The organism is Tardiphaga sp. 37S4, assembly GCF_021044645.1.
Taxonomy (GTDB): Bacteria; Pseudomonadota; Alphaproteobacteria; order Rhizobiales; family Xanthobacteraceae; genus Tardiphaga; species Tardiphaga robiniae.
In genome coordinates this window covers 2,451,424-2,472,399 of sequence record NZ_CP088008.1, presented here as the reverse complement: position 1 = coordinate 2,472,399, position 20,976 = coordinate 2,451,424, and the positions used below count along the sequence as shown (strand labels likewise).

Here is a 20,976-nt window from a genome sequence, read left to right as displayed (position 1 = left end):
ATGAAGCTTTTCCCCGCAGGTTCGCGCCCGACCAAAAGGGCGCCAGAGGAATACTTCACGGGCACGGTCTGGCAGGACCCGGTCATTGTCGCGGAAGCGCCAGCGCGGCTGGTGACTTTTCGCGTCAGCTTCGAGCCCGGCGCACGCACGGCCTGGCATACCCACCCGTTCGGGCAGACGCTCTATGTCATCGCGGGCGTCGGGCGCTTTCAGACCGAAGGCGAGCCGGTCGTTGAGATCAAGCCGGGCGACACCGTCTGGATTCCACCGGGCGAGAAACACTGGCACGGCGCGGCGCCGACCACCGGCATGACCCATATCGCCATGCAGGAAGCGCTCGACGGCAAGACCGCGGACTGGATGGAAAAGGTCAGCGACGAACAATATGCGAAGCCGGTCGGCTAGGACGGCCAGGCATTACCGGGTGCGGACGACGCTGGGTTCAAAAGTCTAGCGGCGCATTGTCCACCACCTCTTTCATAACGAAAAAGGTTCGGGTCTGACGGACGCCGGGCAGCGCGATGAGCTGCGTGCCGTGGATACGATTGAAATCGGCCATGTCGCCGACGCGGATTTTTAGGAAATAGTCGAAGTCGCCGGCGACCAGGTGGCAATCGAGAACGAATTTTAGTTTGGCCACCGCCTTTTCAAATACTGCAAAGCTTTCCGGCGTCGAGCGATCGAGCACGACACCGACCATGACCAGCGCGCCGCGATTGACCTTCTCGGGCGCAATGATGGCGCGCGTATTCCGGATATAGCCCTCGTCAAACAGCTGCTGCGTGCGGCGATGACATGTGGCGGGACTGACATTCACCTTGGCCGCCAGATCAGCATTGCTCAAACGCCCGTCTTTCTGCAGCAAATGCAGCATGCGAAGTCCGATTTTATCCAGATTTTCTGCCATGAAAGAATCTTCCGAATTTTTGGAATTTAATGCGTCTTACTTCCATTTTAGATGGATATGGTACGATATATAGCAGAGCACAGCCATATCTTTGAAAGCACCTTCCGTGCCGAAAATGCTAGCTGTAGCGCCAGTTTTCACGACAACAGGTGTCACATGCTCGAAGGCTTCGAACGCTATCCGCTCACCTTTGGACCCACCTATATCGAGAAGCTGGAGAAGCTCTCGGCCCATCTCGGCGGCAAGGTCGAACTCTACGCCAAGCGCGAGGACTGCAATTCCGGTCTGGCCTATGGCGGCAACAAGCTGCGCAAGCTCGAATACATCATCCCCGATGCCATCGCGTCGAACGCCGATACGCTGGTATCGATCGGCGGCGTACAGTCCAATCACACGCGCATGGTCGCGGCCGTTGCAGCCAAGATCGGTATGAAGTGCCGGCTGGTGCAGGAGAGCTGGGTGCCGCATGAGGACGCCGTCTACGACCGTGTCGGCAATATCATGCTCAGCCGGATCATGGGAGCGGATGTGCAGCTCGTCGACGAAGGCTTTGACATCGGCATCCGCCATAGCTGGGAAGAGGCGATCGAGGATGTGAAGGCCAAGGGCGGCAAACCCTACGCCATTCCGGCCGGTGCCTCCGTACACAAATTCGGCGGTCTCGGCTATGTCGGCTTTGCCGAAGAAGTCCGGGCGCAGGAGAAGGAGCTCGGCTTTGCATTCGACTACATTGTCGTCTGCACCGTGACCGGCTCGACCCATGCCGGCATGCTGGTGGGTTTCGCCAAGGACGACCGCCAGCGCAGGGTGATCGGCATCGACGCCTCTTTCACGCCGGCCCAGACCAAGGCGCAGGTTCTGCAGATCGCGCAGGACACGGCCAAGCTGGTCAAATTAGGCAAAGACCTCGTCGAGGACGATGTGGTGCTGATCGAGGACTACGCCTATCCCGTCTATGGCGTGCCATCGGAAGAGACCAAGGACGCCATCCGTCTCTGCGCGCGTCTGGAGGGCATGATCACCGACCCTGTCTATGAAGGGAAATCGATGCAGGGGATGATCGACCTCGTGCAGAAGGGTTACTTCCCTGAAGGATCCAAGGTGCTCTATGCACATCTCGGCGGCGCGCCGGCGCTGAATGGATATGGCTACGCGTTCCGTAATGGATAGTGCCGTCGCATCGCGTGCGCCGGCTTTGCGTCCGGCGCGCCGATTGCCTCCGGTCACTCGAACCAGCGGTTGACGGTCGCACGGAAACTGCCGTCTTCCTGCATGATGTGCAGCCACTGATCGACAAAGGCTTTCAGCGCCACATCGCGCTGGAGCCAATAGGCCTTCTCGGCGAAATCGAACGGCGTGTCGGGATGTACGGCGCAGAGCACACCGTGATGCAGTTTCTGCTGATAGCGGGTCTCTGACGCATCGGTCATCATCAGGTCGGCACGGCCTTGTGCGATCTCGTCGAAGATGCGGGTATTGTCGTTGAAGACGGTGATTTCGGCCGACTTGATATGCGTCCGTGCAAAGCGCTCATTGGTGCCGCCTGGATTCACGATCACCTTGATACCTGGCCGATCGATCTCAGCGAGCGTGCCGAATTTCCCTGCATCGGCGCAGCGCGCGATCGGCGTCTTGCCCTCGCGCATGATGGGGATCGAGAACACACCCTTCTTCTGCCGGTCGAGGGTAATCGACACGCCGCCCATCACCACATCGAACTGGTCTGCCGCAAAGTCTGCTGACAGTTTTGGCCAGCTGGTCTTCACATAGTCGACCTTGACGCCGAGTGCCTTTCCGAGCGCTTCCGCCATCTCGACGTCGAAGCCCTTGAACGATGTCGTGGTCGGATCGAACGCGCTGAACGGCATGTAGTCGCCGGTCAATCCAACACGCAGCGTCCCCCGGGCAATGATATCGTCGAGGCGGGACGGTGAGGGCACAGGGGCGGGCGTCTGTGCCTGCAAGGGCGCCGCAAGCAGCACACAGGCTGCCAGCCAGGCGATGATCCGGATCATGACGTCTCCCCCGTTTGTATCGCGAAGCGCACCGTTCAGGGGCGCACCGCGTTACGATCAGCTTACAGGGGATGTTGGGCCTTTCAATCGACGAGCGCGTCTGCTGGGATCAGTTCACCCGCGTCCAGGTCTGTCCGCCGCAGAACATGCCACCGAAGGCGCAGCCCTGGACGCGCAGCGTGTCACTGCCCTTCAGAGCGATGGTCGATTCGTAGGTGCTGCCGCTGTTCGGATCGAAGATCTTTCCCGCCCATTTGTTGTTGCCGGGCTTCATGTTGATCAGCACCTTCTCCCCATTGGCCTCGGTCTTGGCATTCATTGAATAGCCGCACAGATTGGCGCCGCATTGTTCGATGCGAACCTTGCCCTCCTTCTTCTCGGTCATCCAGATGCCGAGCGGCGTTGCCGCGGCGGCAGGCGTAGCCGGTGCGGGCGCATCCTGCTTGTTGACTGGATCTGTGGGCGGTGCGTTGGCGATGACCGTAGAGGACGCAGATTTCTCGGCAGGCGCGGGAGCCGGGGCAGGCTGCGGGGCCACCGCGACGGATGGCGTGACAGGTGCCGCCGGAGCTGCCGCCTCCTTTGGGGCGACAACGGGCTTCTGCGTCTCCACAGGCTTGGCCATCTGTTCGGATCGCGGAGTGTTGGGGGCCTGCTCGCGCGTCTCGCGGTCACGCTCGCGCTTGCTGCGCTTGGTGCCATATTCGTAGACGCCGGGAATGGAAACCGAGATGCAGTCCGTCGAATTGCAGTCGCTTGGCGCTTCGATGGTAATGGTGCGGCCACCGATGTCGAACGAGTAGCTGTCGCCGGCCTGAGCGGCGGTGCTGGCCAGCAGGATGGCGGCGAGGGCGAAGAGCGGCTTCATGTGTCCTCCAAAGCGGTTGAAATCCTGCCCCTGAACCGAGCTGCGGATGCGCCCGAACACTGTGATCCGCGTCACTCAGGGGGAATTGCAATTGCTTTGGTGTGTGGCGCCGACTGAAGAAGTGGTTCAATCCTACGCCGGACATATGCCGTTTCAGGCAGCCTGACAGGCCCAAACGCCGCCGCTGACGGCGGCGGCGTTTTGAAACCTGGCTTTCGTCAGTAGTCGCTGTAGCGCGAGACGCTGCTGCCCACGGTCATCTGGCTCTTCAGCGTCTCGAAACGATCGCGGGCGGCGCGCTCGCGCCCGTCGATGAAATCGATGATTTCGTCACGCGGCATCGGGCCTGACGAAATCGGCCGCGAACTACCGATAGTTTCATCGACGAAATACTGGCCGTCGTCGTCGCGGCGTGCGGTCCAGCGAAAGCGGATGGCATCGAGCGGACCCGGACCGAGACGGGAGTAGCCATCGACCTCGAGGGCCTCTGGAACCGTAGAGGGCGACTCGTGCTCGACGAGCGGCGCTTCGGGTTCGGCGGCGACCATGACAGATACAGTCTCGGTGACCACGGTTTCGGTGACGACGGTGATCGAAGCGGGCTCGGCGTCGCCGTGTTCGGCCACTTGCGATTCCGCTTCCTTGCGGTCGAGAATGCTCGCAATGGCCGCGAGGGCGTGATCGGTCGGATCGTTCTGGGTCATCAAAATGCGCCTCCCGGCAATTACGCAAAATCCACGGATAGCCAACATCTAACATCTAATCGGCTGTGGTTTCATTTTGGTAATCGCTGTGGCTGTTTTTAGGCAGAGATCGGCGGACGCCTGTCTTTCCAGGGCCGGATCTGCTCGAGTTGCCCGGCCAGACGGAACAGCATGGCCTCGTCGCCGAAATGCGCCGTGAACATCATACCGATCGGCAGGCCTTTGCTGCTCCAGGCCAGGGGCACCGACATGGACGGCTGGCCGGTCATGTTGGCCATACTGGTGCCTGGCATGTAGCGGCGCAGCAAAGGCGCGACATGGCCGAGATCGTCCGACATCGTGTCGATCTCACCGATCCTGATCGGCGGCGTGCAGAGCGTCGGCGACAGGAAGATGTCGCAGCCGGTAAAGAATTCGGTGACACTGCGGGAGATCTGGAATGCGTTCTGCAGTGCTGTCACGTAGTCGACTGCGCTTGCCTTGCGGGCATTATGTGCGCTGCCGAGTGTGAGTTTCTCGAAATCATCCGAGGTCATCGGGCGGCCGAACTTCTTCTCCGCGAACTGCACGGTAACCGCCGTATTGGCCGACACGATCGCCGCAATCACTTGCGCAGGGTCCAGCGGCAACACCGGCGCGCGTTCTTCGACATGATGCCCCTGTGCTTCGAGCAACCTGGCGACATCGCGGACGGCAGCGGCGACTTCGGGATCGATTGCATCGCCATAGGGCGACTTGTCGGTGAAGAAGATGCGCAGCCTGCCGGGACCACGGCTGACTTCATGGAGGAAGGGACGTTCCGGTGCGGGCGCCATATAGGGGCTGGTCAGTTCGGGTCCGTGAACAGCATCAAGCATCGCGGCGCTGTCGCGTACGCTGATGCTCACGACGTGGCCGCAGGAAAAGCCGCCCCAGCCTTCGGCCTTGTCAGGACCCGTCGGATTGCGAGCGCGGGTCGGCTTCAGACCGAATACGCCGCAGGCCGAGGCGGGAATACGGATCGAGCCGCCGCCGTCGCTGGCATGGGCAACCGGCAGGATGCGCGCAGCCACGGCAGCTGCTGCGCCGCCGGACGAGCCGCCTGATGCATGATCGGGATTCCAGGGATTGCGCGTCGGTCCATGCAGCCGGCATTCGGTCGTCGGCATGAGCCCGAATTCGGGGCTCGCGCTCTTGCCGAATATCGTCAGGCCGGCCTTGAGGAAGCGCTGGGCGAGGGTGCCGGTGTGATCGGCGACGAAGTCCTTGTAGAGGCTGGCCCCGAAGGTCGTGCGCGTGCCGTCGAGGAGTTCGAGATCCTTCAGCAGGAATGGCACGCCGGTGAACGGCCCGTCGGGCAACCCCTCGTCGATCTGGCGCCGCGCATAGTCCTCATGGCGCACCACGACAGCGTTGATCCGGGGATTGACGCGCTCGGTGCGCGCCACCGCCTCATCGAGCAGTTCGCGCGGGCTGACCTGCTTGCTGCGCACCAGCCCGGCAAGGCCGAGCGCGTCGTGATCGCCGTATTCCTTGAATGCCATCGCGGGGTACTCTGGTGAGGACTGCGGCAGTGCTAGCGCGGATCAATCATCCGCGCCAGCAATCGACGGTTCAGCCGAACACGTCCGCGTTGACGGCATTTTGCTTGATCGGCTCGCCGTCGAGCACGCTGAGCATGTTGCGCGCGGTTTGCGCGCCCATGCGGTCGAGTGCTTCACGCGTCACGCCGGCGACATGCGGCGCGATGATCACGTTCGGCAGTTCGAACAGCGCATGACCGAGCGGCGGCGGTTCGGCCTCGAACACGTCGAGGCCGGCACCGGCGAGCTTGCCCGAGACCAGCGCGTCATGCAGCGCGGCCTCGACGATGATGCCGCCACGCGCGGTGTTGATGAGATAGGCCGACGGCTTCATGCGGGCGATCCGTGCAGCGTTGAACAGGCCAGTCGTCTCCGGAGTCTTCGGGCAATGCAGGCTGACAAAGTCCGCACGGGGCAGGGCCGCGTCGAGATCGCTGACAGGCTCGCAGCCGGCAGCCTTGATTGTATCGGCCGAGACATAGGGGTCATAGACCAGCACGTTCATTTCCATCGCCTGGCAGCGCTTGGCGGTGCGGGTGCCGATGCGGCCGAAGCCGACCACCAGCACGGTCTTGCCGAACAGGTCGAATGGCAGCGCTCCGAAACGCGACGCCCATTTGCCTTCCTTGACCATGGCGTGCAGTTCGACTGCGCGCTTGGCGAGCGTCAGCATCATGAACAGCGCCTGTTCCGCAACCGAGGGCGAGTTGGCGGTGCCAGCGATCATCAGCGGCACCTTGCGCTTGGACAGCGCCGGCACATCGACCGCGTCGTAGCCGACGCCGATGCGCGCCACCACCTTCATGTCCTTGCAGGCTTCGAGTTCGGACTCGCCGAACCGCGTGGCGCCGAGCGCGGTGCCGTGCACCGGTGCGTGTTGCTCAATCAGCTTGATGTAGTCGGCAGCGGAAATCAGATTGCTGAACTTGACCACTTCGATGTCATCGCGTGCATTGAACAGGTCCATTCCCTGGGTCGACATCGACTCGGTGATCAGAAGTTTCTTCTTGTTGGTCGCCATTTCCACCCCTTGAAGCATTCTACGTTGTTGCGCACCTGCCAATGGCCGCGCGGGCGTTATCTAACAGGCTTGGCTCGATGAGGTCTACCATTGGCGGAGACGTGGCGTGTGGACTTGGCCGTGTTGAAGCCACTATGGTTGCTGATGATCACAAGTGATTTGCTGCGCCGCGAAATTGCGGTGAGGAGACGATGATGACCAGAATGAATTTGCCCAAGCGCACGCATCGACCACTGCGCCATGTGCTGTGCGTCGCCGCCGTTCTGCTGCTCGGAAATTCCGCAGCGGTCCATGCGCAGGGGCTGGTGCAGGGCGTGCAGCAGGGTGCAAGAGACGGCAATCGTGCGGCCGGGCCGATTGGCGGTGTTTTGGGTGGTGCGATCGGCGGCGTCGTGGGCGTTGTCGGCGGCGTGCTGGGCGTGCCCTCGAACAATGTTCGCGGTCCCGTGGGCGGGCAGTCGAGCGCCAAACAAACCAAGGCCGCCAAGAAGGGCAAGAAGGGCGCTCAACCCACGGCGGAGCCGGAACTCACCGCCGAGCAGATCGTCGCGAATAGTGACGCCAACACTAGCCGTATCAAGATGTCGCTCAACCTGACGCCGGAGCAGGAAAAGAACTGGGCCGGTTTTAGCAACGCCATGCATACGCTCGGCAATAACGGCGCGGAGCGTCTGAAACTGCGTATTGCCCGCGCCAAGCGCGATCCGCCGGATGACATCATCGAGCAGATGCGCAACGAGGCTCAGTTCCTCAACGACCGGGCCGTCGATCAGCGCGCCGTTGCCGATGCCGCGGAGCCGCTATTCGCCACGCTGGATGACAAGCAGAAGACGCTGTTCATTCAGGAGATGGTCGGCCTCAGCCGCGAGCGCGGTCTCGACTAATCGCCGCAGAGAGGAACCTCTTGGCCACGGGGACGTTTTTCCTTCATCAGATGAAGGAGACGATCATGGCTGAGAAATTCGATCCCGCACCCCACGATAAATATGCTGTTGGCGTGAAGGAGGCAGCGCGCGCTGATCGCAAAACGTCTGAGGAACTCAAGACCGGCCTGAAGGACAGTTTCCCGGCTTCGGATCCTGTGAGTGCGACGCAGCCGGACCGGTCGAAACACGATAACGACGACGGCTCATCGCTCTGGAACAAGATCACGGGCGTCTTCAAATCCTGACGGCGTGCGCGTTGCTGTAATAATAAGTTAACCATGTGCGCCGCACAATCACATCGGGCTTTGGCTGATGATGGAGGCTGGCGTTGGTGACCGTGTTCTCTGACAGTGATCCTGAAGCAACCGATATCCCTGCGGCTTCACGGCGGGGCGATATCTTCACCATCCACGCGACGCGCAATGATCAGAGCATGGTGACGCACCGGATCATTCCGGACGTCGCCGTCGCGCAGGCCCGGACGCTCAACGATGCGGGGTGGCGGGTCAGTATCTCCGGTCTCGGTGGCCGCCAATTCTCGCCATCGGAATTTCATCAGTTGCTGACGTTCAAACGGATCGGCTGACGATCCCGAACTTGGAACCCCGCCGGTAACACGAGCGGGGTTTTTTGCGCGTGCGAACATGGTAGGTTCGCGCCACAAAAATCCTCGTAAGTCAAATAAGGTAATTGGCCTAAGGCAATGATAAAACTAGTATTCGCAGTTATTGCATTTATCGGCATCGCTCCCCTACATGCAGCGTCGTCCCGGACCGATCAGATGCTCAAACTGTCACCGGAAACCCGTCTGGAGCAGCGTTGCGATGCGCGCGCCATGGGCTCCGTGGGCCGCGAGCACAAGGGATACAAGCCGGACGAGTTCGTGGCCTACGCATTTGCCGATCCGGTCATTCGAGGCAACCAGATCAAAGCGCCGGGCGGTGCCATCCGCAGCGGGGGCAAGTGGTACAGGCTGTCCTATGTCTGCGAGACCAGCCCTGACGGGCTCGACGTCAAATCCTTTGCCTATCAGCTCGGCACCGAAGTGCCGCGCAGCGAATGGGACGAACACTATCTCGTGCCACGCTGACTGCCGATGGGGATTGCGGCCGGGCTCACGATCATGACGGCGCTACAGGTTCACGACGGCCGGCGATTTGAAAAAGCGTGACGAGATCTCGTTGAGCAATTCCGTGCTCTGCATTGTTTCCAGGTTCGAGCGCGCACACAGCAACGCTTTGACGGGCGGCAGGTGCGGCAGGTAATATTCCTGCGCCCAGACAAGTGCAGGCGGAATCATCCGCTTCGGGATCGCGGTGATGCCGATGCCGCTTTCCACAGCCGCCAACTTGGCGTGATAGTCGGGACTGTTGAATACGATCTTGTAGGACAGACCGTGGCGCGTCAGGGTCCGGATCATCAGATCGTCGCCCGGCCATGTCAGAATGGGGATCGGCGCGCCCGAACTGAGGACGAAGTCCTTTGCGCGCACCCACACGAACTCCTCATCGGCCTCGTTGACGATCAGGTGCGATATCTCGCTGCTCATTTCCGGATTTTCGAGAATGTAGGCGATATCGATATAGCCGTCGATCAGGCCTTTGGTGATGCCCACGGAGTTGTCAGTGTGAATGATCAGATCGGCCAGACTTTGGGAGGTCTGATGGCTGAAGAAATCCTGCACGAACAGTGTGCTCAATCCAAACCGGATCGGCTGCGGAAGATTGGCCACGCCGCCAATCCGCAACATCTGGTCGTTGGCTTCCAGAATCCGTCTGGCCTGATGCAGCACCAGCTTGCCGAGCTGGGTAGCCGTCGTGCCGTTGACCGTTCTGGTGAAGAGGTTGCCTCCCACCATGGTCTGAATACGCTTGATTTGGGAACTGACAGCGGGTTGGCTCAGGCCCAGCCGTTCGGCAGCCTTGGTCAGGCTGCCGGTTTCCGCGATCGCCACCACGGTGCGAACGATCTCGATGGGGATATTGAGCGGCTGATATCGCTTGTGCATTGCGACATTCCAGGGTCGTCGAGCAGATCGATCCATCAATATCTATAGTTGTGTGATGATGAACCGCAATCGAAGAATTTAGATATACTCTAAACTGCGTGAAAAGACGTATCGCGTGGAATCCGTAATCTGGATAATCCTGCCGGAACAAGGTAGCTCAATACGGCGGCGATTCCTTAAGGGCGCAGAGATTCTTTTAAGCAATTACAGGTTGTCTGTTTCGGCGCTCGGCACGCGTGAAAACGCGATAGTCTGGGCAGGCTGTCATCGGTTTTCGGAGACTGCAGATGTCCGGCACCCGCAGAGTTCATCTGAACGATAACATTCGCACCGAACATCTGAAATGTTCGGGCTGCAGGACCCAAGTTTATCTGATCAAGATCGAGACGGACGACGAGGGCGGTGAAATTCGCACCTTTGGCTGTCCACATTGTGCCGCGTCGAAATCGCTGCGTTTGGCGCCACGCCGGCAACACCTCAAGCCCGCTGAACTCGTTGCGGACCAGGTCGTCTGCTGATCGAACGACTACAGTCGGTCGACGCGCAAAAAGAATGCCCAGATGATGGACAGGACGGCGGCGATGACAAGCCATGACGGGTTCATGCAGAATATGTCGCCGTAGTGGCACACCTGCATCGCCCATCTGCTGTTGTTGATACTCGCTGCGTAAAACACGCCGGCAGCGACCGTCAGAATGCTCGCGATCATGAACATGGGACGCTCCAATAATATTGGCGCCACACTGTTCTGCATTCTTGAAGCAGCCGTGAATCGAATCGACGAAAGTCGGGGGCTTTGCGCATTTTTGATACGCGCACTCCAGCCCGATACCGTCGCGGATCCGCTTGAGGCTTTGTTAACCGCGAGTCGCCCAGAGTTCCCGATGGGACATTGCGACGTTGGGGAGGCCCGATTTGGCCAAATACGAAACGACGAAATACGCGCAGATGCGCCGCTGCCGGATGGCGCATCTTCATGGTGAGTTGATCGACGAGCGATTCAGCGACGATGCCGACAGCGTTTTCGTCAACGGCTATGTTCACGCCGTTCGTCCGGATCTGACCTGCTGGCCACTGCGCTGGACGATCACCGTGGAGCCGTATCCGGTCGAAAGTCGCGTTCTGGCGATGACCGGCTGATCGGCGCACGCACCTCGAAACAAAAAGCCCTCGCTAGCGAGGGCTTTTTGTTTCGAGGTCTTTGCAGCGATCAGTAGCGCGCGACCGACGGGCCGCCGAAATGATAGTTCAGTCCGCCGCGTACCGTATTGGTCTTCAGGTCGATATCGTGGGCAATGATACCGGTCGCAGCGCCTGGTCCGGTGAAGGTCGGCGCCGAGACCGATTGCTTGCCGAAATCGGTATGGAGATATTCGACCTTCGCCGACCAGTTTTTGGTGAACGCATGTTCGATGCCGGCGCCGATGGTCCAACCTGCCACAGTCTTTGACAGTGACGCGGTTTCGTTCTGGCCAGTCGTGTCGGTTAGCGAGGAGGCGAAATTCAACTCGGTGAGCGCGAGGCCGCCGGTTGCGTAGAAAAGCGTACGATCGACCGTGTAACCAACGCGCGGGCGCAGCGTGACCAGCCAATCACTCGTTACGGAATTTGTGGTGGTGAACGAACCGCCGGCCGGGAAGGGCGCGGTGAAACCGCGCGACTGCTTCAGGCCGAAATAGTTCGCGTCGGCCTCGACGCCAAACAACCAGCGGTCCACCTGATGATTGTAGCCGACCTGACCGCCGCCGGTGAAGCCATCAGGATTGAGGCGCGGCGAGGCAGCCGCAATTGCCTGCTGGTTTGCGATCGGCGCGGTGCCATTGACGAAAGCGTTGGAGACGTTGCTCTGGCCCCAGGAACCGCCGGCGTTGCCGCCGACATACCAGCCGCCCCAGCTATAGCCTGCTTCGGTCGTCGCGGGCGTCTTGGTCCAGACGCGCGACTGCAGGTCGGCAGCAGCGGCATTCACCGCGCCCGACGCTGCGATGATCGCGGCCAGCCAAAGGGTTCGCATCCAGGACCTTCCATCGCTCTGAAGATATTGAGCGAATTCGACACAAGCTTTAGCTGGAAACGCTGACCTTGGCTGTCACCGGGGGGCAACAGAAGCAGAACAATACCTGAGTACGGCAGCAAAAAGCCCGGCCGTTGGGCGGCCGGGCTTTCCGTAACTTGATGCGATCAGTAGGCGCAGACGTTGACGGTCCGGACGCGCGGCCCACGGCGGGTTTCCACCACGCGGCGCTGCAGGCAGCCGTCGGTCAGGCCGCCGACATAGAAGGTCGGCCCGCCATAGAAGGCGTGGTGACCGTAGCCACCCCATCCACCGTGCCAGCCACCGACATGCCAGCCGTGAGCCGATGCAGCGCTGGGGGCGAGGGCGGCTGCACCGAGCGAGGCTGCAGCGATCAGTCCGAGGGTTACTTTGCGAAACATAGATCTTCTCCATTGGGTGGGCGCGCGAGCGCTTTGCTGTGTCCCTGCCCATCAGTCGCTACCCTCGTCGGGCGCGTTCAAAGCGGTTCTGGAGAATCGTGTTTCAGTCTTGTTTCGTCGGAGACAGCTTTCATCGAAGCCGAATGTCTCGATCAGAGCAGCGCAGTGGCTGCAAGCGCACCAACTAGCTGAGTTGCGAGATGGCTGAGCGGCCGTGTCGCGAAATCGTCGCGCGCTTAGAAGCGGGCGCGGTAACCGTCATAGGCGTGAGCGGCCAGAATGCCGGCGCTGAGAAATCCGAAGAGTGCAGTGACGGTCTCAATCATCGTGGTGGTCCTTATTCCCCCGCGAACTACAGACGGCACGGGGGGCCGCACAGTCAAAGAGATTCGCGGTCGGCTTTTCATTCGGAGCTGTAGTGATGCGTCGTTGCAACATTTTACGCGGTTGCGAGGAGTGATCGCGGCGCAACGGCGATGACAATGCGGCGCCGGCGAGGCGATGCCAGCCCGGCGCAGGGTTAACGGGCGCTGAAGGCGTATCTGCGCGGGCATGATGAGGCGACATGGGGGATGACCGAGTCGCAGCAGTTCACCTCAGTGGATTTTTTGCTTACATACGCTTCAAGGAATCGCGCCGGTTGTCTCGCTCCCCGAGCCGCAGGATCGGACGTCGCAAGTGAGGATCTCCAGTGGCCGATACGTTCAATAACGAGATCAATGTCGGGCCGCCCCCTGTGCCGCTGCGCAAACGCAGGTCGTTCGGCCCGTTCGGAGTTGTCGCCGTGCTGTTGATCCTCGCTGGCGGCGGTGGATATCTCTGGCTGAACTACCACGACACACTGACCGACATGGCACAGGCGGTGACAGGAAGCACTGGCCCCAGAGAGAGCGCCCCGGTGTTGGCGAGCGCGGCGGAGGGCAGCGTCAGCGCGACTGATTTCGCAGCGTTCCAACAGCAGACCGGAAGCGCGATCCAGGCTGCTACCGAACTGCTGACGGCGCAGCAGACGGAGTTGAAGCGCCTGTCCGATCAGATCCAGGGCCTCACGACCCAGGTCGTTGGACTAACCGCCAAGATCGATACGCTGCAGGGCAGGGGCGTTCTCTCCCCGCCGGCTCCAGCCGCTGCGGCGCCAGCGCCCATGGCCGCAGCTCCGGCTGCGCCAGTGGCCGCGCGCCCGGCACCCACGGCGCCGCGCAAGCGCCCCGCCGATCGTCCCGCCGGTGCCATCTCGGTCGGCGGCGCTCCGCTCCCGGCAGCGACACAGCCGCCGCGGTGATCCCTCAAGCGGCCTAACGCGTCTGGGGCCGTCGTGTTTTTTTGGGCGGCCTGTGGCGGCTGAGATCGGGCGGCCCGCCGATGACCTTGGTCTTCACGAATTCGCATTTCGGACAGGTGAAGGTGCACTTGTCGCCGCCGCCGGGATCCGGCTCGCTAGCCAGCAATGTCATCCGCGCCCGGCACATCGCGCAACGCGGCGGCTTGAGCGAGACGAGTGTTTCAGCGGTTGTCGTTGGCTCGGATTGATCGATCATGTCGTCCGATCAAGGATGATGCGGCGAATGGCGGAAAGGGTGGGATTCGAACCCACGGTACCCTTGCAGGCACGGCGGTTTTCAAGACCGCTGCCTTAAACCACTCGGCCACCTTTCCGTCGTGGGACAGCGCTTAGCAAAGCGGCCTGCCGAGGGAAAGAGAGGATTGCGCCGGGGCGGCTGTCCGGGGCTGAAATCATCGGCACGGGGATTCCCTTGGGCCGGTCGGTGCCGGGCGCCGGGCGTGCTAAGCAAAGCCTGACGATTCTGAGGACGGAGACCAACATGGCAAACCCGACACCGCGCGCCGACGCCTTGCGTGCGATGCGCGAGGCCAAATTCGAAGCCGCGCAGCGGCTGATCAAGGAGGCCGGCAAGGCCGCCGCGCCCGCGGAGAGCAAGCCTGCGCCTGCGGCGAAGAAGGTGGCTGTCGCGAAGCCTGCCGGGAAGCCGGCCGTCGAGGTTCTGGCGGTCGAGACGCAGGGTTCAGGGCCTCAGGTTGCGGACGTGCCGCCGGTCGAAGCTCCGGTTGCCGAAGCCAAACCTGCAAAGACCAAGGCACCTAAAGAAAAGCCGGCCAAGGCGGAAGCGGCCAAGGGCGCCGCCAAAAAGACCGCCACCAAAAAGAGTTCCGCCAAGAAGGGCTAGCGGCATTCCGCCCGGAATGCAGGGCGGACCGAGCCTAGATTTCGCCTGAGATCGCGCCTATATCTGGTTCGTCGCAAGACGATGGCGCTGAACCTCTCAATGGACTGCGGGCAGACCCGGGGGCAGTACCCGGCGCCTCCACCTCAGCAGCTCGCGATCTCACCCAGGTGAGGTCGATTTCGCCGGACGGTGAAATGCACGGGCTGCTCAGGCGGGGGCGAAACAGGATCGATGGCCGCGAAGAAGTTGTGAATTGTGCTCGGCATGATACCGCCGTTATCGGGTCAAAACCTAAATGCAAACGATAACGTTCGCATGAACGAAGTGCGCCTCGCGGCGTAACCGTTCGGGGTAGGTCCACCTTGCAACAGAACGGCCATGGCCGCGTCAACCTTCGGGTTGGCGCGGCTTTTAATTTGCAGAGTGCTTTTAGTTTACGGTGTCGGAGAATGGCGCTTTTGCGCGCTCAGTGCCTGGTCTTGCCTGTCTGCAAGAACGGCTGCCGCGCAGTTTCGTGTTTCTGATAGAGTTCGAGCCAGCGCCGGTCTTCGGCATGGGCCCATTGTTCGAGCGAGATCCCAGGCGGGCGGCCGTGACCGATGGTGCCGTCAAGGCGGGTGAATTCCGCAGTCTCTTCCACGGTCAGCCCGATCAGCACCCGGATGCCCTGGTCATTCAACTCATAGCTGTCGTCATCGTCGATCATGCCGGCAATTGAGCAAGGCAGCAGGTGCGGTCAATGCAATTACCGGTTTAACCTAACCAATCAACCTTACCGGCAGCATGTGCGTCTGATCGTCGGTAGGCATCCATCGTCACGATGCGATGGTGCCCCGCTTTGCTGCCAGCTCACTCCGCGTCATTACGAAGCGCCGCGCGCCGCGGCTATGCTTGCCGTGGACGCACAAATTATAGCCGAAGCCACGACGCAATTTTAACAGAATGCATGCTCACATTCAGTGTCGTTCGGTCGATGCAATGGAGCAGGCAATGGCACGCAATTTCGGCGTTCCCCGACAGTTCCGCCCGCGGGCGCAGGCGTCCGTCTGGCCGCTATGGGTGATGGCTTTCGCGGTCGTCACCGTGATCAATGCAGCGACATTCCTTCCGCACTAGCGGCAGCGGGTGGCTGCTCACTCGACGCTGCAGCATTCGGCAGGCGCCACGACCCGAGCACATAGAGCTTCATGCTGTTCTGGAAGCGCGATGTGACGACGGTGAAGATCGCTTGGGGATGTTCGGCCCAGATCGCGATCTGGTAGAGCGTCACGATCAGGTGGCCATCGCGAAACCTGTACTCTCCCGCACCGGTTATTCCGCCGCAATCCGTCCTTGAAACGTCCATCTCCATCCCCAACATCCCGCCGCAAGAGTCCCGCCAGGAATCGCGTCAGCGCGTTCCGCTATCAAATCCAAATCATGCGCGATCGTTCAACTAACAAATAGTTGAAACGGACGGGGGAGCGAGTTGCGGAAATTAATCTCCGTTAGCGGCGGGCCGCAAATTCAAAACAAACCGCAGCGGGGATCTTAAAAATCATCATGTATTGCTGTGCCCAACGAGAATGCCGGGGGCTTTGTGGTGATCGAGACCTTGTTGTTGCTGAGTGTTGTTGCCGGTGTCGGCGGCCTGCTGGTGCAGGTTTATCGCTGGCGTCAGGACGTGCTGTACGGCCCGTATATCCGCCGCGAGTGGTACGATTGATCGTGCGAGACGTAACTTGAGGGAGAACTCCGCGCGCCGTGGCGGCGCGGGGAGTGATGATGGATCGTCAGGTCGTCACTTCAGCGACGAGTTGATCGACGTGAACTTGCCATTGAGCTTAGTGCCCATGCCGTTGATGACGGCAATGATGGCGAGGGCAATGCCGGCAGCAATCAGTCCATATTCGATGGCCGTGGCGCCGGTTTCGTCTGCGATAAATCGCTTGATGAGGTTTTTCATAGTGGTGCACGCTACGAAGCTCGTCTGAATCCGGGGTAAATATGTAAGCGTCGATCCCGGAAAAAATGCGCGTGTTCTGAAGTGGTTGAACACAATCACGGTGCCGTCTCACCGATCGCCAGAGGAACTTCTAGCGCGACGTGTGCGGTGCGAGCGACACCCGGCGTGCGGGCTGAAAACCCACATCCTCTGTTTACCATACGGGGGCTCTCCCCATTTCCGCCGCGATCCGGCTGCGATATATTCACCACTTGATGCGGAAGTGGGCCGCATCGGGATTTTGGTCGTGGGGATGCCCGGAGATGGGCAGGCGGCCGCTGGAATGGTATTGGGGCGTATGGGGATTCGTGGGTCAAACCGACTCGGCCAGGCTGTTCAGGCAGCAGCGGCCATCAGCGCCTGTCTGGCGCTGGCCAATTGTTCCTCCTCCACCACCAGCTTCAGCCGCCTCGATCCGAAATATGGCGTCTCAAGCAGTCCTCGGGTCGTCGGGATGGGCGAGCCGGTTCCCAAGGGCGGCGGCACCTACCGTATCGGCAAGCCCTACACCGTCGCCGGTAAGCTCTATGTGCCGGAAGAAAACATCAATTACCGCGCTGAAGGCATCGCCTCCTGGTATGGCGACGCGTTCCATGGCCGTCTGACAGCCAATGGCGAAGTGTTCGACATGGCCTCGCTCACCGCGGCCCATCCGACGCTGCCGATCCCGAGCTATGCCCGTGTGACCAACGTCTATAACGGCAAGTCGCTGATCGTGCGCGTCAACGATCGTGGCCCGTATCACGGCAACCGCCTGATCGACGTCTCGAACAAGGCCGCCGAACTGCTCGAATTCAAGGGTAACGGCACCGCCAAGGTTCGCGTCGAATATGTCGGCCGCGCGCCGCTGGAAGGGTCGGACGATCGCCAGCTCGTTGCCACGCTGCGCACCGGTGAGCCGGCACCGTCGCCATCGCTGGTGCGTGTCGCCTCGGCGCGCTCCTTCGTGCCCGACATGCAGGGCGGTCGCGTCGTCTCCCGCGATGTTCCTCTGCCGGAGGGCCGCCCGTATTCGCTCGGCAATACCTCGGCCGATGTGGCGTCGATCCGTTCGACGTCGGAAATGTCGGCATCGAGCCGCATGCGCACGGCATCGGCGCCGCGGATGACCGAGAACCATCGCGCGGTGTCCTATGAGAGCAACGCCGCTTATGCTGCGCCTGCCGAGCCGGATGACGGCACGGTCGATGCGCGCGGCGCCCAGGCGATCCTGTCCGGTCGCGGTCTCTACTAAGCCGGTTCGTCGTTCACGACCGACATCAGACGGGCGCAGCATGGCGCCCTGATCCGCGTTGCACCTTGCCGCGTTGTTTGCCATCGGCGATCCTGTTAAGACCTGAGCACTCAGGACAGCACATGGCATTTGGCTCCATCCCCTTGAAACGACCGCAATTCGCCGCGCGGAGCTGGCGGACGCTTCTGGCTGCCCTGGTGACGTTTGGCGTCGCCTTCGGCCCAACAGCGCAGGCTGCGAACCAGAGCGTGCAGGGCGCCAAGAAGGTCGTCGAGGACGGCGGTTACGACACCGATGCGCCGACCGCGATCCTTATCGAGGCCGGCTCCGGCAGTGTGCTGTTCGAGAAAAATGCCGACGAGCTCCGCGCGCCCTCCAGCATGATGAAGCTGATGACCGTCGAACTGGTGTTTGACGCGCTGACCCGCGGCGACATCAAGCTCACAGATGAATATCGCGTCAGCGAGAATTCCTGGCGCAAGGGCGGCGCGCCGGCCGGCGCGTCGACCATGTTCGCTGCCATCAACAGCCGTGTGCCGGTCGCTGATCTCTTGCGCGGCGCCATCATCCAGAGCGGCAACGACTCTTGCATGATCCTGGCGGAGGGCATCGCAGGCGGCGAGGCGGCCTTTGCCGAGAAGATGACGGCACGGGCGCGGGCGCTGGGCATGCCGAAATCCACCTTCGCCAATTCCAACGGTTTGCCGGACCCTGGCAACAAGATGACGGTGCGCGAGCTTGGTCTGCTCGCCCGACATATCGTTCGCACCTATCCGGAATTCTACAAACTGTTCGGCGAGCGCGAATTCACCTGGAACAAGATCCGTCAGCAGAACCGCAATCCGTTGCTGGCGACGCTGGACGGCGCTGACGGTTTCAAGACCGGCTACACCAAGGATGGTGGCTACGGCATGGTCGGCTCGGCCATCCGCGACGGCATGCGGCTGATCGTGGTGATCAACGGTCTGGACGATCCGGACGATCGTGCGACCGAGGCGAAGAAGCTGCTGGAATGGGGCTTCAAGAATTTCGAGGCTCGCACGCTGTTCGCAGCCGACCAGACCGTCGGCTTCGCCAAGGTGTTTGGCGGCGAGAGCCGCTCGGTCGCGCTCTCGGCCAAGGAGCCAGTGAAGGTGATGGTGCAGAAGAACGGCACCGACAAGCTGATCGCTCGCGTCGTCTATAAAGGCCCCGTGCGTGCACCCATCGAGCCCGGTCAGCCGGTCGGCGTGATCAAGGTCTGGCGCGGCGCCAATATCGCCGTCGAGACGCCGCTCTATACGGCGGCCGCGGTCGGCACGGGATCGACCATGCGGCGCGCCGTGGACGGCGCCGGTGAGCTGGTGATCGGACTGTTCCGCGCCGGCGCCGAGAAGCTCTGACATGACGGACACGCCCACGACACCGCCGCTGCGCGGTCGCTTCGTCAGTTTCGAGGGCGGCGAGGGCGCCGGCAAATCGACCCAGATCAAGATTCTGGCCGACCGGCTGGAGGCCGAAGGCAAGCGCGTCATCGTCACCCGCGAGCCCGGCGGCTCGCCCGGTGCCGAGATCATCCGCCATGTGGTGCTGTCGGGCATGGGCAAGCTGCTGGGGCCCGAAGCCGAGACGCTGCTGTTTGCCGCCGCGCGCGATGACCATGTCCATGCGGTGATTGCGCCGGCGCTGGAGCAGGGCATCTGGGTGCTGTGTGATCGCTTCTCGGATTCAACGCGGGCCTATCAGGGCCGACTCGGGCATGTCTCGCCGGAACTGCTCAATGCGATGGAGCGCGTCACCATCGGACGGCTCAAACCGGATCTCACCGTCATTCTCGATATCCCGGTCTCGATCGGCATGCGACGCGCAGCAGCGCGGCGCGGCAATGATGTGCCCGATAGATTCGAGGCCGAGGGCATCGCCTTTCATCAAGGGCTGCGTGACGCGTTCCGGCAGATCGCGGCCGATGAACCGCAACGCTGCGTACTGATCGACGCCAATGCAGATTCAAAGATCGTATCGAACAATATCTGGGGCGTGTTGCGCCGACGCCTTCTAACGCCGTCGAACCACGAGGTCAATTCGGCATGAGCGCAAAGTCGTCCGAGCAAACGATCTCGGTTCCGCATCCGCGCGAGACGACCGCGCTGTTCGGTCATCAGGATGCCGAGGCCACGCTGCTCAATGCCTATCGCGGCGGCCGCATTCCGCATGCCTGGCTGATCGGCGGCCCGCAGGGCATCGGCAAGGCGACTTTGGCCTATCGCATGGCGCGTTTCGTGCTGGCGCATCGCGATCCCGCATCACCGCAAGTGCAATCCGCAACATCGCTCGGTCTCGATCCGATGCATCCGATCGTGCGCCAGGTCGCCGCCGAATCCCATGGCGGGCTGCTGACGCTGGAACGTTCGCTCAACGACAAGGGCGTGATGCGCACGGTCATCACTGTCGATGAGACCCGGCAGACCGTGTCCTTCTTCGGCTCGACCGCCGCTGTCGACGGCTGGCGCGTCTGCATCGTCGACACTGTCGATGAGCTGAATGCCAACGCCGCCAACGCGCTGCTGAAGGTGCTTGAAGAGCCGCCGTTGCGTTCGCTGTTCCTGCTGGTGACACATGCGCAGGCGCGCGTGTTGCCGACCATCCAGTCGCGCTGTCGCAAGCTGGCGCTGCGTCCGCTGTCCGTCGCCGACGTGACCCGCGCCACGTCGCAGGCCGCCGAGATCGAGACCAGCGATCCCTTGCTCAAAGAGGTCGCTGAAGCCTCCGAAGGCAGCGTGTCGCGTGCTCTGAATTTGCTCGGTGGCGGCGCGTTGAAACTGCACCAGCGCACCGCCTCGCTGCTGAATACGCTGCCCCATGTCGATCCGCGCGAGTTGCATGCGCTGGGGGATGCGCTGGGGACCAGTGACCGTGTCGCGCTCGGCGCCTTTGTCGACAGTGTCGACCGCTGGATCGGCGAGCGGATGCGGGCCGATGACGCCAATGCCAACGCCAATCTGCCCCGCCTTGCGCGGCTGGCGGAGGTATGGGAAAAGATCAACCGAGCCGCGCGCGAGACCGAATCCTACAATCTCGAGCGAAAACCGCTGGTTTTCTCGGTGTTTGGACTGCTCGCGGAAGCAACGCGCTGATCGCTGCGAGAC

General features: G+C 61.6%; 29 protein-coding genes, 1 tRNA gene and 1 other RNA gene. 16 read left to right on the top strand and 15 right to left on the bottom strand.

Translation table 11 applies throughout. The features are described from left to right. Complete coding sequence (locus LPB73_RS12090; protein ID WP_089264362.1) at positions 1-405, top strand: (R)-mandelonitrile lyase; 405 nt, start codon at positions 1-3, stop codon at positions 403-405. Between the two features lie 37 nt (positions 406-442). Here the strand turns inward: LPB73_RS12090 and LPB73_RS12085 are convergent, their stop codons facing one another. Next, a complete protein-coding gene (locus tag LPB73_RS12085) occupies positions 443-907 on the bottom strand; it encodes an Lrp/AsnC family transcriptional regulator (protein ID WP_089264361.1) in 465 nt (154 codons plus the stop codon). 156 nt (positions 908-1,063) lie between these two features. Here LPB73_RS12085 and LPB73_RS12080 point away from each other — a divergent pair, with 156 nt between their 5' ends. Then, a complete protein-coding gene (locus LPB73_RS12080; protein ID WP_231080706.1) occupies positions 1,064-2,077 on the top strand; it encodes a 1-aminocyclopropane-1-carboxylate deaminase in 1,014 nt (337 codons plus the stop codon). Between the two features lie 53 nt (positions 2,078-2,130). On the opposite strand, the gene LPB73_RS12075 is transcribed toward LPB73_RS12080, so the two are convergent. From LPB73_RS12075 to LPB73_RS12055, 5 genes are all read right to left on the bottom strand, one after another. After that, positions 2,131-2,922 carry a transporter substrate-binding domain-containing protein gene (locus LPB73_RS12075; protein ID WP_231080705.1) on the bottom strand — a complete coding sequence of 264 codons (792 nt, stop codon included), beginning with the start codon at positions 2,920-2,922 and terminating at the stop codon, positions 2,131-2,133. Between the two features lie 109 nt (positions 2,923-3,031). After that, the gene (locus tag LPB73_RS12070) at positions 3,032-3,790 is read right to left on the bottom strand and encodes a DUF2147 domain-containing protein (RefSeq protein ID WP_231080704.1); all 759 of its coding nucleotides are present in this window, start codon (positions 3,788-3,790) and stop codon (positions 3,032-3,034) included. Positions 3,791-4,008: 218 nt separating this feature from the next. Then, positions 4,009-4,494 carry a hypothetical protein gene (locus tag LPB73_RS12065; protein ID WP_231080703.1) on the bottom strand — a complete coding sequence of 162 codons (486 nt, stop codon included), beginning with the start codon at positions 4,492-4,494 and terminating at the stop codon, positions 4,009-4,011. 98 nt (positions 4,495-4,592) lie between these two features. Continuing rightward, a complete protein-coding gene (locus LPB73_RS12060; RefSeq protein WP_231080702.1) occupies positions 4,593-6,017 on the bottom strand; it encodes an amidase in 1,425 nt (474 codons plus the stop codon). 70 nt (positions 6,018-6,087) lie between these two features. Further along, positions 6,088-7,077 (bottom strand): hydroxyacid dehydrogenase, encoded by a 990-nt coding sequence (locus tag LPB73_RS12055; protein ID WP_089264355.1) that lies wholly within the window; start codon positions 7,075-7,077, stop codon positions 6,088-6,090. Between the two features lie 203 nt (positions 7,078-7,280). On the opposite strand from LPB73_RS12055, the gene LPB73_RS12050 reads away from it, so the two are divergent. The 4 genes from LPB73_RS12050 (at position 7,281) to LPB73_RS12035 (ending at position 9,093) form a co-directional block, all read left to right on the top strand. Then, a complete protein-coding gene (locus LPB73_RS12050) occupies positions 7,281-7,961 on the top strand; it encodes a Spy/CpxP family protein refolding chaperone (RefSeq protein WP_231081138.1) in 681 nt (226 codons plus the stop codon). A gap of 65 nt (positions 7,962-8,026) precedes the next feature. Continuing rightward, a complete protein-coding gene (locus LPB73_RS12045) occupies positions 8,027-8,248 on the top strand; it encodes a hypothetical protein (protein ID WP_120290333.1) in 222 nt (73 codons plus the stop codon). 86 nt (positions 8,249-8,334) lie between these two features. Beyond that, positions 8,335-8,589: a hypothetical protein gene (locus tag LPB73_RS12040; RefSeq protein ID WP_231080701.1), complete on the top strand. Its 255-nt coding sequence runs from the start codon at positions 8,335-8,337 to the stop codon at positions 8,587-8,589. A gap of 195 nt (positions 8,590-8,784) precedes the next feature. Continuing rightward, positions 8,785-9,093 (top strand): DUF930 domain-containing protein, encoded by a 309-nt coding sequence (locus LPB73_RS12035; RefSeq protein WP_120289765.1) that lies wholly within the window; start codon positions 8,785-8,787, stop codon positions 9,091-9,093. A gap of 42 nt (positions 9,094-9,135) precedes the next feature. On the opposite strand, the gene LPB73_RS12030 is transcribed toward LPB73_RS12035, so the two are convergent. After that, positions 9,136-10,011: a LysR family transcriptional regulator gene (locus tag LPB73_RS12030; protein WP_231080700.1), complete on the bottom strand. Its 876-nt coding sequence runs from the start codon at positions 10,009-10,011 to the stop codon at positions 9,136-9,138. Positions 10,012-10,298: 287 nt separating this feature from the next. Between LPB73_RS12030 and LPB73_RS12025 the strand changes: the two genes are divergently transcribed. Then, a complete protein-coding gene (locus LPB73_RS12025) occupies positions 10,299-10,529 on the top strand; it encodes a hypothetical protein (protein WP_089264350.1) in 231 nt (76 codons plus the stop codon). 8 nt (positions 10,530-10,537) lie between these two features. Here the strand turns inward: LPB73_RS12025 and LPB73_RS12020 are convergent, their stop codons facing one another. Next, a complete protein-coding gene (locus tag LPB73_RS12020; protein WP_092142869.1) occupies positions 10,538-10,726 on the bottom strand; it encodes a hypothetical protein in 189 nt (62 codons plus the stop codon). Between the two features lie 200 nt (positions 10,727-10,926). Between LPB73_RS12020 and LPB73_RS12015 the strand changes: the two genes are divergently transcribed. Next, entirely contained in the window at positions 10,927-11,151 is a 225-nt protein-coding gene (locus LPB73_RS12015) for a hypothetical protein (RefSeq protein ID WP_068731744.1), read from the top strand. A 70-nt stretch (positions 11,152-11,221) separates the two neighbouring features. On the opposite strand, the gene LPB73_RS12010 is transcribed toward LPB73_RS12015, so the two are convergent. Both LPB73_RS12010 and LPB73_RS12005 read right to left on the bottom strand, forming a co-directional pair. Continuing rightward, positions 11,222-12,025 carry an outer membrane protein gene (locus LPB73_RS12010; protein ID WP_120289759.1) on the bottom strand — a complete coding sequence of 268 codons (804 nt, stop codon included), beginning with the start codon at positions 12,023-12,025 and terminating at the stop codon, positions 11,222-11,224. A 167-nt stretch (positions 12,026-12,192) separates the two neighbouring features. After that, positions 12,193-12,447 (bottom strand): hypothetical protein, encoded by a 255-nt coding sequence (locus tag LPB73_RS12005; protein WP_175369082.1) that lies wholly within the window; start codon positions 12,445-12,447, stop codon positions 12,193-12,195. A gap of 691 nt (positions 12,448-13,138) precedes the next feature. Here LPB73_RS12005 and LPB73_RS12000 point away from each other — a divergent pair. After that, entirely contained in the window at positions 13,139-13,729 is a 591-nt protein-coding gene (locus LPB73_RS12000) for a hypothetical protein (RefSeq protein ID WP_231080699.1), read from the top strand. Between the two features lie 13 nt (positions 13,730-13,742). On the opposite strand, the gene LPB73_RS11995 is transcribed toward LPB73_RS12000, so the two are convergent. Further along, the gene (locus LPB73_RS11995; protein WP_231080698.1) at positions 13,743-13,985 is read right to left on the bottom strand and encodes a hypothetical protein; all 243 of its coding nucleotides are present in this window, start codon (positions 13,983-13,985) and stop codon (positions 13,743-13,745) included. Between the two features lie 28 nt (positions 13,986-14,013). Then, positions 14,014-14,103: transfer RNA gene (locus tag LPB73_RS11990), tRNA-Ser, on the bottom strand. A 167-nt stretch (positions 14,104-14,270) separates the two neighbouring features. Here LPB73_RS11990 and LPB73_RS11985 point away from each other — a divergent pair. After that, positions 14,271-14,633, top strand: a complete 363-nt coding sequence (locus tag LPB73_RS11985) for a hypothetical protein (protein WP_231080697.1) — start codon at positions 14,271-14,273, stop codon at positions 14,631-14,633. Between the two features lie 31 nt (positions 14,634-14,664). Then, positions 14,665-15,017, top strand: a transfer-messenger RNA (tmRNA) gene (gene ssrA, locus LPB73_RS11980). A gap of 82 nt (positions 15,018-15,099) precedes the next feature. Here ssrA and LPB73_RS11975 read toward each other — a convergent pair. Beyond that, positions 15,100-15,339: a hypothetical protein gene (locus LPB73_RS11975; RefSeq protein ID WP_175369058.1), complete on the bottom strand. Its 240-nt coding sequence runs from the start codon at positions 15,337-15,339 to the stop codon at positions 15,100-15,102. Positions 15,340-15,720: 381 nt separating this feature from the next. After that, positions 15,721-15,978: a hypothetical protein gene (locus LPB73_RS11970; RefSeq protein WP_231080696.1), complete on the bottom strand. Its 258-nt coding sequence runs from the start codon at positions 15,976-15,978 to the stop codon at positions 15,721-15,723. A gap of 207 nt (positions 15,979-16,185) precedes the next feature. Here LPB73_RS11970 and LPB73_RS11965 point away from each other — a divergent pair, with 207 nt between their 5' ends. Beyond that, the gene (locus tag LPB73_RS11965; RefSeq protein ID WP_158596799.1) at positions 16,186-16,338 is read left to right on the top strand and encodes a hypothetical protein; all 153 of its coding nucleotides are present in this window, start codon (positions 16,186-16,188) and stop codon (positions 16,336-16,338) included. A 75-nt stretch (positions 16,339-16,413) separates the two neighbouring features. Here LPB73_RS11965 and LPB73_RS11960 read toward each other — a convergent pair whose 3' ends face one another. Beyond that, a complete protein-coding gene (locus tag LPB73_RS11960) occupies positions 16,414-16,578 on the bottom strand; it encodes a Flp family type IVb pilin (RefSeq protein WP_089264337.1) in 165 nt (54 codons plus the stop codon). 337 nt (positions 16,579-16,915) lie between these two features. Here LPB73_RS11960 and LPB73_RS11955 point away from each other — a divergent pair, with 337 nt between their 5' ends. From LPB73_RS11955 to LPB73_RS11940, 4 genes are all read left to right on the top strand, one after another. Continuing rightward, the gene (locus LPB73_RS11955; RefSeq protein WP_231081137.1) at positions 16,916-17,851 is read left to right on the top strand and encodes a septal ring lytic transglycosylase RlpA family protein; all 936 of its coding nucleotides are present in this window, start codon (positions 16,916-16,918) and stop codon (positions 17,849-17,851) included. 122 nt (positions 17,852-17,973) lie between these two features. Continuing rightward, positions 17,974-19,233, top strand: coding sequence for a D-alanyl-D-alanine carboxypeptidase family protein (locus LPB73_RS11950; protein WP_231080695.1), 1,260 nt, complete (start codon positions 17,974-17,976; stop codon positions 19,231-19,233). Between the two features lies 1 nt (position 19,234). After that, entirely contained in the window at positions 19,235-19,921 is a 687-nt protein-coding gene (gene tmk, locus LPB73_RS11945; RefSeq protein WP_231080694.1) for a dTMP kinase, read from the top strand. Beyond that, positions 19,918-20,964: a DNA polymerase III subunit delta' gene (locus LPB73_RS11940; protein WP_115028791.1), complete on the top strand. Its 1,047-nt coding sequence runs from the start codon at positions 19,918-19,920 to the stop codon at positions 20,962-20,964. Before tmk ends, LPB73_RS11940 begins: the two co-directional genes overlap by 4 nt. Positions 20,965-20,976 lie beyond the last annotated feature (12 nt).

Excerpts from the sequence above, each read along its gene's own strand:
- LPB73_RS12045 (WP_120290333.1), top strand. The coding sequence starts at position 8,027 with ATGGCTGAGAAATTCGATCCCGCACCCCACGATAAATATGCTGTTGGC.
- LPB73_RS12025 (WP_089264350.1), top strand. The coding sequence starts at position 10,299 with ATGTCCGGCACCCGCAGAGTTCATCTGAACGATAACATTCGCACCGAA.
- LPB73_RS11975 (WP_175369058.1), bottom strand. The coding sequence starts at position 15,339 with ATGATCGACGATGACGACAGCTATGAGTTGAATGACCAGGGCATCCGG.
- LPB73_RS11960 (WP_089264337.1), bottom strand. The coding sequence starts at position 16,578 with ATGAAAAACCTCATCAAGCGATTTATCGCAGACGAAACCGGCGCCACG.
- LPB73_RS12005 (WP_175369082.1), bottom strand. The coding sequence starts at position 12,447 with ATGTTTCGCAAAGTAACCCTCGGACTGATCGCTGCAGCCTCGCTCGGT.
- LPB73_RS12030 (WP_231080700.1), bottom strand. The coding sequence starts at position 10,011 with ATGCACAAGCGATATCAGCCGCTCAATATCCCCATCGAGATCGTTCGC.
- LPB73_RS11940 (WP_115028791.1), top strand. The coding sequence starts at position 19,918 with ATGAGCGCAAAGTCGTCCGAGCAAACGATCTCGGTTCCGCATCCGCGC.
- LPB73_RS12055 (WP_089264355.1), bottom strand. The coding sequence starts at position 7,077 with ATGGCGACCAACAAGAAGAAACTTCTGATCACCGAGTCGATGTCGACC.
- LPB73_RS12070 (WP_231080704.1), bottom strand. The coding sequence starts at position 3,790 with ATGAAGCCGCTCTTCGCCCTCGCCGCCATCCTGCTGGCCAGCACCGCC.
- LPB73_RS12075 (WP_231080705.1), bottom strand. The coding sequence starts at position 2,922 with ATGATCCGGATCATCGCCTGGCTGGCAGCCTGTGTGCTGCTTGCGGCG.
- LPB73_RS12085 (WP_089264361.1), bottom strand. The coding sequence starts at position 907 with ATGGCAGAAAATCTGGATAAAATCGGACTTCGCATGCTGCATTTGCTG.
- LPB73_RS11970 (WP_231080696.1), bottom strand. The coding sequence starts at position 15,978 with ATGGACGTTTCAAGGACGGATTGCGGCGGAATAACCGGTGCGGGAGAG.
- LPB73_RS12080 (WP_231080706.1), top strand. The coding sequence starts at position 1,064 with ATGCTCGAAGGCTTCGAACGCTATCCGCTCACCTTTGGACCCACCTAT.
- LPB73_RS12065 (WP_231080703.1), bottom strand. The coding sequence starts at position 4,494 with ATGACCCAGAACGATCCGACCGATCACGCCCTCGCGGCCATTGCGAGC.
- LPB73_RS12090 (WP_089264362.1), top strand. The coding sequence starts at position 1 with ATGAAGCTTTTCCCCGCAGGTTCGCGCCCGACCAAAAGGGCGCCAGAG.
- LPB73_RS11995 (WP_231080698.1), bottom strand. The coding sequence starts at position 13,985 with ATGATCGATCAATCCGAGCCAACGACAACCGCTGAAACACTCGTCTCG.
- LPB73_RS12050 (WP_231081138.1), top strand. The coding sequence starts at position 7,281 with ATGAATTTGCCCAAGCGCACGCATCGACCACTGCGCCATGTGCTGTGC.
- tmk (WP_231080694.1), top strand. The coding sequence starts at position 19,235 with ATGACGGACACGCCCACGACACCGCCGCTGCGCGGTCGCTTCGTCAGT.
- LPB73_RS12020 (WP_092142869.1), bottom strand. The coding sequence starts at position 10,726 with ATGTTCATGATCGCGAGCATTCTGACGGTCGCTGCCGGCGTGTTTTAC.
- LPB73_RS11950 (WP_231080695.1), top strand. The coding sequence starts at position 17,974 with ATGGCATTTGGCTCCATCCCCTTGAAACGACCGCAATTCGCCGCGCGG.
- LPB73_RS11985 (WP_231080697.1), top strand. The coding sequence starts at position 14,271 with ATGGCAAACCCGACACCGCGCGCCGACGCCTTGCGTGCGATGCGCGAG.
- LPB73_RS11955 (WP_231081137.1), top strand. The coding sequence starts at position 16,916 with ATGGGGATTCGTGGGTCAAACCGACTCGGCCAGGCTGTTCAGGCAGCA.
- LPB73_RS12035 (WP_120289765.1), top strand. The coding sequence starts at position 8,785 with ATGCTCAAACTGTCACCGGAAACCCGTCTGGAGCAGCGTTGCGATGCG.
- LPB73_RS12060 (WP_231080702.1), bottom strand. The coding sequence starts at position 6,017 with ATGGCATTCAAGGAATACGGCGATCACGACGCGCTCGGCCTTGCCGGG.
- LPB73_RS12010 (WP_120289759.1), bottom strand. The coding sequence starts at position 12,025 with ATGCGAACCCTTTGGCTGGCCGCGATCATCGCAGCGTCGGGCGCGGTG.